The sequence below is a fragment of the Streptomyces sp. NPDC059853 genome, assembly GCF_042731495.1.
Taxonomy (GTDB): domain Bacteria; phylum Actinomycetota; class Actinomycetes; order Streptomycetales; family Streptomycetaceae; genus Streptomyces.
Map to the genome: position 1 here is coordinate 1 of NZ_JBHWJL010000339.1, position 5,152 is coordinate 5,152.

Annotated in this window: 4 protein-coding genes; 1 reads left to right on the plus strand and 3 read right to left on the minus strand. The window is 73.4% G+C overall.

From position 1 onward, the window contains the following. A partial coding sequence (locus tag ACFV5N_RS24400) for an acyclic terpene utilization AtuA family protein (RefSeq protein WP_385603705.1) occupies positions 1-1,227 on the minus strand: 1,227 nt, incomplete at its 3' end. Further along, positions 1,224-2,615 carry a CitMHS family transporter gene (locus ACFV5N_RS24405; RefSeq protein ID WP_385603708.1) on the minus strand — a complete coding sequence of 464 codons (1,392 nt, stop codon included), beginning with the start codon at positions 2,613-2,615 and terminating at the stop codon, positions 1,224-1,226. The genes ACFV5N_RS24405 and ACFV5N_RS24400, both read right to left, overlap by 4 nt. 108 nt (positions 2,616-2,723) lie before the next feature. On the opposite strand from ACFV5N_RS24405, the gene ACFV5N_RS24410 reads away from it, so the two are divergent. Continuing rightward, the gene (locus tag ACFV5N_RS24410) at positions 2,724-3,674 is read left to right on the plus strand and encodes a LysR family transcriptional regulator (protein ID WP_385603710.1); all 951 of its coding nucleotides are present in this window, start codon (positions 2,724-2,726) and stop codon (positions 3,672-3,674) included. Here the strand turns inward: ACFV5N_RS24410 and ACFV5N_RS24415 are convergent. After that, positions 3,671-5,023 carry a PHB depolymerase family esterase gene (locus tag ACFV5N_RS24415; RefSeq protein WP_385603713.1) on the minus strand — a complete coding sequence of 451 codons (1,353 nt, stop codon included), beginning with the start codon at positions 5,021-5,023 and terminating at the stop codon, positions 3,671-3,673. The genes ACFV5N_RS24410 and ACFV5N_RS24415 overlap by 4 nt on opposite strands. Positions 5,024-5,152 lie beyond the last annotated feature (129 nt).

Here is a 5,152-nt window from a genome sequence, read left to right on the forward strand (position 1 = left end):
GTACAGCGACTCCACTTCCCACCCCACACTCCGGGCCTCCGCGGCCGTGGCCGCCTTGGCCGACACCCGCAGCCGTACCTCGGCCGGGTCCTCGACGGGACGCAGACCGCGCAGCGCGGCCCCCGCACCGATGTACTCGACATGGATGGCCGCCGGGTCCAGGCCGTGCACCGAGACCAGCCGCTCGCTCACGATGTCCGCCGCCAGCCGGGCCCGCGCCAGGCAGCGCGGCCCGGCGTAGCTGATCTGTCCCTCACCCTGCCAGCCGCCCCGGAAGCCGAGCGTGACCTTGAGACTGCCGGGGCGTGGCCGCCCGGTGGCGCCCTGGGCCCGTACCCGGTCCGCGCCGAGCTGGGTGAAGGTGACCTGGCTGAGGTCGGCCACCACGTCGGGGGTCACATAGGCGGACGGGTCGTCCACTTCGTACAGCAGTTGCTCGGCGCAGGTACGGGTGTCCAGCCGCCCGCCCGTTTCCGGGAGTTTGCCGAACACCGCCTGCCCCGTCTCGTCGACGTCGGCGTAGGGGAAGCCGAGGCGGGCCAGGCCGGGCACCGGTTTGGTGACCGGGTCGGCGAAGTAGCCGCCGGTGAGTTGCCCCGCGCACTCCAGGAGATGACCGACGAGCGTGCCGCGGCCCAGGAGTTCGTCGTTGTCCGGGCGCCAGCCGAAGGCGTGCATCAGCGGTCCGAGATACAGCGCGGGGTCCGCGAGGCGGCCGGCGATGACGACGTCGGCGCCCGTCGCGAGCGCCTCGACCACCGGTTCCGAGCCCAGGTAGGCGTTGGCCGCGATCAGTTCCTCCGGACAGGCGGACAGGGGTTCCCCGGTCTCCCACACCAGCGGATCCAGGTGTCGCACCGCCGCCAGGACGTCGTCACCGGTGATGACCGCGATCCGGGCCGGGCCCGGCAGGCCGCGCGCGAGTTCGCCGGCCGCCTCCGGGTTCGCCGCGCCCGCGTTGGTCAGGACGGTGGTCCCCGAGCGCCGGCAGTGCGGCAGCACCGCCGTCAGCCGCGCCGCCAGCAGCGGGTCGTAACCGGTGGACGGATCCCGGGACTTGCGCAACTGTCCGGCGGCCACGGTGCGTTCACCGAGGCATTCGAAGGCCAGGTAGTCCAGGCCGCCACGGCGTGCCAGGTCCACGGCCGGATCGATGCGGTCGCCGGCGAACCCGGCGCCGGCGCCCAGGCGTACCGTACGGAGCCGGCCTACGGCGGCGGCGCTCATGACGCCCACAGCGGGATCACGCCGGTGGCGACGGCGAAGGCCAGCATGACCACGCTGACCAGCCAGGACCAGCCGATCATGTGGCGGATGTGCCGGCCGATGTCGACCTGGGCCAGGCCCACCAGCAGGAAGAAGGACCCGGTGAGCGGGCTGACGGGGAAGCCCACCGTCTCCTCGCCCAGCAGTGATGCCTGGGCGATGGCCACGCCGTCGACGCCGAACTGTTCGCCGACCCCCATGAGGACCGGCAGCACCCCGAAGTAGTAGGCGTCCGGGCCGAACAGCAGGCTCAGCGGGACCCCGATCAGACCGACGATCAGCGGCAGGGCGGGGGCGGCCCCCGCCGGGATGAGATCGGCCGCGGTGGTGGCCATGTGCTCGATCATCCCGGTGCCCTCCAGGATGCCCAGGAACGATCCGGCGGCCAGCAGCGTGGTCGCCATCAGCATGGCACCGCGGGCGTGGGCCTCGATCCGCTCGCCCTGGCGTTTCATGCCGGGGTGGTTGACGGCCAGGGCGATCACGACGCCCGCCATGAACAGGGTCTCGGGCGGCGCGATGCCCGCCATCAGCGCGCCGATGAGCAGGACGCTGAGAGCCGCGTTGAACCAGAAGAGGGGCTTCGGCGGGCGGGTACGGTCCGGGTCGGCCGCCGGAGCCGGAGCCGCGGCCGGGTCGCCCGCGCCCGGGGCGGAGCCCGGTCCCGCGGCACCGGACGTACCCGCCGTACCCGCCGTCCCCGCCGCCGCGATCACCACCGGATCGCCCTGCGCCGCCAGCCGCCGCCGCTCCCGGCGCCCGATCAGCCAGGCGCAGCCCAGAGCCGCCACCACACCCACCGCCTGTGCCGGGATCAGCGGCACCCACAGATCGTTCGCGTCGATCCCGGTGGTGGCGGCGGCACGGGCGGTGGGGCCGCCCCAGGGCAGCATGTTCATCACCCCTGCGCCGAGCCCGACGCAGGTCGCGAGCGCCAGTCGGCTCATGCCGAGACGGTCGAAGACCGGGAGCATCGCCGGGATCGCGATCAGGAAGGTGGTGGCCCCCGCACCGTCCAGATGCGCGACACAGGCCAGCGCGGTGGTGGCCACGCACACCGTGGTCGGTGCGTTCCCCGCCAGCGCCGTGATCCTGGTGATGACCGGATCGAACATCCCGGCGTCCCGCATCACCCCGAAGTAGACGATGGCGAAGACGAACATCGCCGTCACGCCCGCCACCCCGCCGAGACCCGAGCCCACGAAGGTGCCGATCTCGGACAGCGAGAAGCCCAGCACGAGGGCGCCCAGCACCGGCACGCCGGCCAGCGCGACCACCGCCGTCACCCGGTTGGTCAGCAGCAGCGCGAGGATCGCCCCGATGGTCAGGAATCCGACGGCGCCTTCCATGGCGACCCCCTTGAGTGGCGACGTTGCCGGTCGGCCCCGAGTGTGGGCCGGAATTCCTGGCTCCCGCCACTGTCGTGACGTCATGGGTTCCGCATAGATTGATGCGCCATGGGCATCGATCTGTCCGTCCGACAGCTCCGGGCGATCGTGGCGGTCGCCGACGCCGGCGGCTACTCCCGTGCCGCGCGCACGCTGCACATCGCCCAGTCCTCGCTCAGCCGTACCGTGCTGGAGGTCGAACGGCGGGTCGGCGTACCCCTCTTCGAGCGGACGACCCGGCATGTCGCCCTGACCCCCGACGGGGAGCAGTTCCTGACCGTCGCCCGCAGGGTGCTCGCCGAATTCGACGCGGGCCTCAACCACTTCCAGGGGTATCTGGACGGCACACGCGGCTCCGTCTCCGTCGCCGCGCTGCCCTCCCTCGCCGCCGGCATGCTGCCGCCCGTGCTGTCCGCCTTCCGAGGCGACCGGCCCGACCTCACCGTGACCCTGCGGGACGGACTGTCGAACGAAGTGCTCGGCCATGTCGCCTCCGGCGCCGTCGACCTGGCCGTCACCGTGGCACCCGAGATCCCTCCGGAACTGCACGGCCACCGGATCGCCGCCGACGGGTTCGTCTGCGTCTTCCCTCCGGGACACCCCTTCGCCCGGCGAAGACGGCTGACCTGGCACGATCTCGCGGGGCAGCCCTTCGTCGCCTTCGACCGGCACACCAGCATCCGTGGTTACGTGGACCGCACCCTGCGCGAAGGCGGCGTCGAGGTGGGGCCGGTCACCGAGGCCCGTACCATCGCGACCGTCGCCGGTCTGGTGGCCGCCGGGCTCGGCGTGTCCGCCACCCCGGCGCTGACCCTGCCGCTGATGCACTTCGCCGGGCTGCGGCACCGCACCCTGGAACGGCCCCGGGTGGAACGGGACATCCATCTGGTGCACGATCCCCGGCGCCCGCTGTCCCGTACCGCCCGCGCGCTGATGGCCGCGCTGCGCCAGGCGGGCTCCGGGGCCGGGGGTGTGTCGCTGCCGGCCGGGGCGCGCTGGACCCCGCCGGGCTCGCGCTAGCGGGACTGGCCGAAGAGCCAGTCGATCACCACGTCGTTCTCGTACGTCTGGGCCCAGGACAGATGCGGGCTGCCCGGTGTGGTGCCGGCCGGGTAGCTGGTGAACAGCGTGTGGCTGCCCGCGGACCGGGCCCGGCGCAGCAGTTGCCGGGCCCGGGCCTCGAACTCCGCCTTGGGCAGGTCGTTGGGCCACTCGTCGCGGGTGACCCGCGCCCCCGCCCGCTCCACCGCGTTCATCAGGGTCCAGGTGCCGGGGTTGCCGAACCGTCCCTCGCGGTAGGGCACGACATCGTCGTCCACGGAGTGATCCGCCCACAGCGGGATGTGCGTGATCCGCTCCATCGCGGACTCGTTGCCCCAGCCTGCGGTGGGCAACGCGGCGGCGAACCGGTCGGGATACCGCGACAGCAGGTCGAACACGCCACGGCCGCCGGAGGACAGGCCGACGAGATAGATCCTGTCCTCGTCCACCGGGTGCGCGCCGGTGAAGGCGTCGATCAGCTCGACGGTGGCCTGCCGCACCCGGGCGTCCGTCCAGTCGGTGCCGTCCTGGCCCTCCTGGGGGCGCGGCAGCGGAACCTGCGGCGCGAGCACGAACGCCGGGTCACGGCGCTGCCGTTCCGGCTTCGCGAAGGTGACGGCGATCCGGTTGGCGGTGAGCTGTGTGACGTTGTTGTCGGCGACCTCGCCGCCGCCGTGCAGGGTGACGACCAGCGGATAGCGCCGCCCCGCCCCCGGGGAGCGGCGGAACCCCTCCGGCTGATGGAGCCGGTAGCGCAGCGCGAAGCCGTGCGAACCGGTGAACGAGCCGGCGGTGAAGTCGTCCGCCACGGGCGTGCGTACGGGCCCCTCGTTACGGATCGCGAACGGACTCGCGGGCAGTACCACCCGGCCGTCCGCGCCCGTCAGGTCCGCGACCTGGCGTACCGCGTACGTGCTGTGCAGCGGCGGCAGTACGCCGCCGAGACCGGGCGGCACCACGGCCGCGTTCGGATCGCCCGGGTCGAGTTCCAGCACCAGGGCACGGCCGTCGGCGTCCGGGACCACCGCGGTGACCGTACGGGGCGCGGTCGCCCCGGCCGCGGTGGCGGTCACCGTGAACGCGCCCGGCGCGATCGTGCCCTTCCGGATCCCCAGCGGGCGGGCGTACCGGATGACGACGGCCGTCACCCGCCAGTTGGCGCGCGGCGTCACCTCGGCGAGCAGTTCGCAGCCCAGCACGGGGTTGGGCCCGCTGCCCGCGGGTGCGGCGGCGGCCGTGCCGGTGCCGCTCACACCGACGGCCGGGACGGCGAACGCACCCGCCGTCAGGGAGAGTGCGGTCCGCCTGCTGATCGGTGTCCGTGCCATGGTTCCTCGTCCCGTCGGGTGTGTCGGATGTGCGGCTCGGGACCCGAGTGTGGAGGCGGCAGGGGGCTCTTCCCAGAGCGGCGGCCATACCGGCTTCGGATGCGGTGATGCGCCCGGCGCATCACCGCG

What these genes read in the sequence shown, in the direction of transcription:
- ACFV5N_RS24410 (WP_385603710.1), top strand. Translation starts at nt 2,724, where the DNA reads ATGGGCATCGATCTGTCCGTCCGACAGCTCCGGGCGATCGTGGCGGTC.
- ACFV5N_RS24405 (WP_385603708.1), bottom strand. Translation starts at nt 2,615, where the DNA reads ATGGAAGGCGCCGTCGGATTCCTGACCATCGGGGCGATCCTCGCGCTG.
- ACFV5N_RS24415 (WP_385603713.1), bottom strand. Translation starts at nt 5,023, where the DNA reads ATGGCACGGACACCGATCAGCAGGCGGACCGCACTCTCCCTGACGGCG.